The sequence below is a fragment of the Psychrobacter sp. 1U2 genome, from assembly GCF_051847575.1.
The window spans coordinates 1-792 of sequence record NZ_JBPYDC010000875.1 but is presented as its reverse complement, the minus strand read 5'-3'; the positions used below and the strand labels follow the sequence as shown (position 1 = coordinate 792).

2 protein-coding genes are annotated in these 792 nt (G+C 44.1%); both read left to right on the top strand.

Annotation, left to right across the window (positions count from 1 at the left end):
* Positions 1–398, top strand: a 398-nt coding sequence (gene rlmJ, locus ACS8FD_RS19280) for a 23S rRNA (adenine(2030)-N(6))-methyltransferase RlmJ (RefSeq protein WP_439277046.1), incomplete at its 5' end; no start/stop codon positions are given.
* 10 nt (positions 399–408) lie between these two features.
* Positions 409–792, top strand: a 384-nt coding sequence (locus tag ACS8FD_RS19275) for a CDP-alcohol phosphatidyltransferase family protein (protein WP_439277045.1), incomplete at its 3' end; no start/stop codon positions are given.

The window sequence follows — 792 nt, the reverse complement described above, 5'->3', positions numbered from 1 at the left end:
AGCGCCGCGGACTTATTTTCCTTGATCCTCCCTATGAGCAAGAACACAAAGACTTTACACGCCTTATCAACTTGCTTGTTACTGCTTATAACAAATGGCCACAAGGTACTTATGCGTTGTGGTTCCCCATTAAAAACATTGAAGCGGTAGAGCTGTTCTACAAAAAGCTAAAACGTACTGAAATGCGTCGTCAGCTAGTTTGTGAGCTAAATATTTATCCAAATGATGTCGCCGTTGGTCTCAATGGTACGGGGCTGCTCGTTATCAATCCGCCATGGCAGTTTGATAATCATGCACGTGAAATATTACGATTTTTACAGCCTGCTTTAAAAGTAGCTGATGCGCCAAATCTGACGCCTGATAGTGCAACCAATGTACGCTGGTTAGTTGGCGAATAAGGATATCAATATGACGACTGAGCAATCGCCTCACAATAGTTTAAATGACAGCGCCGCAACTCAGCCACCCTTTGTTGATGAGCATGAATTCAATATTCGCTTGGCGGATAATGATAATTACGATGGGCTGACTTTCGAGGTGATTGAGACAGAAGTTGCAGAAGGTAAGCCTGTGGTCAGTCGCGGTGTTTATTTAGCGCCCAACTTGATCACCACTTTATCGCTATTATCTGGTTTTTACTCGATTTTAGCCAGTACTCAAGGCGAGTTTTATAAAGCATCTTTAGCCATCTTTTTATCCGCTATTCTTGACGGTGCTGATGGGCGGGTTGCACGTATGCTCAATGCACAAAGCCCCTTTGGCGAGCAGTACGATTCCCTTGCCGATATGTTG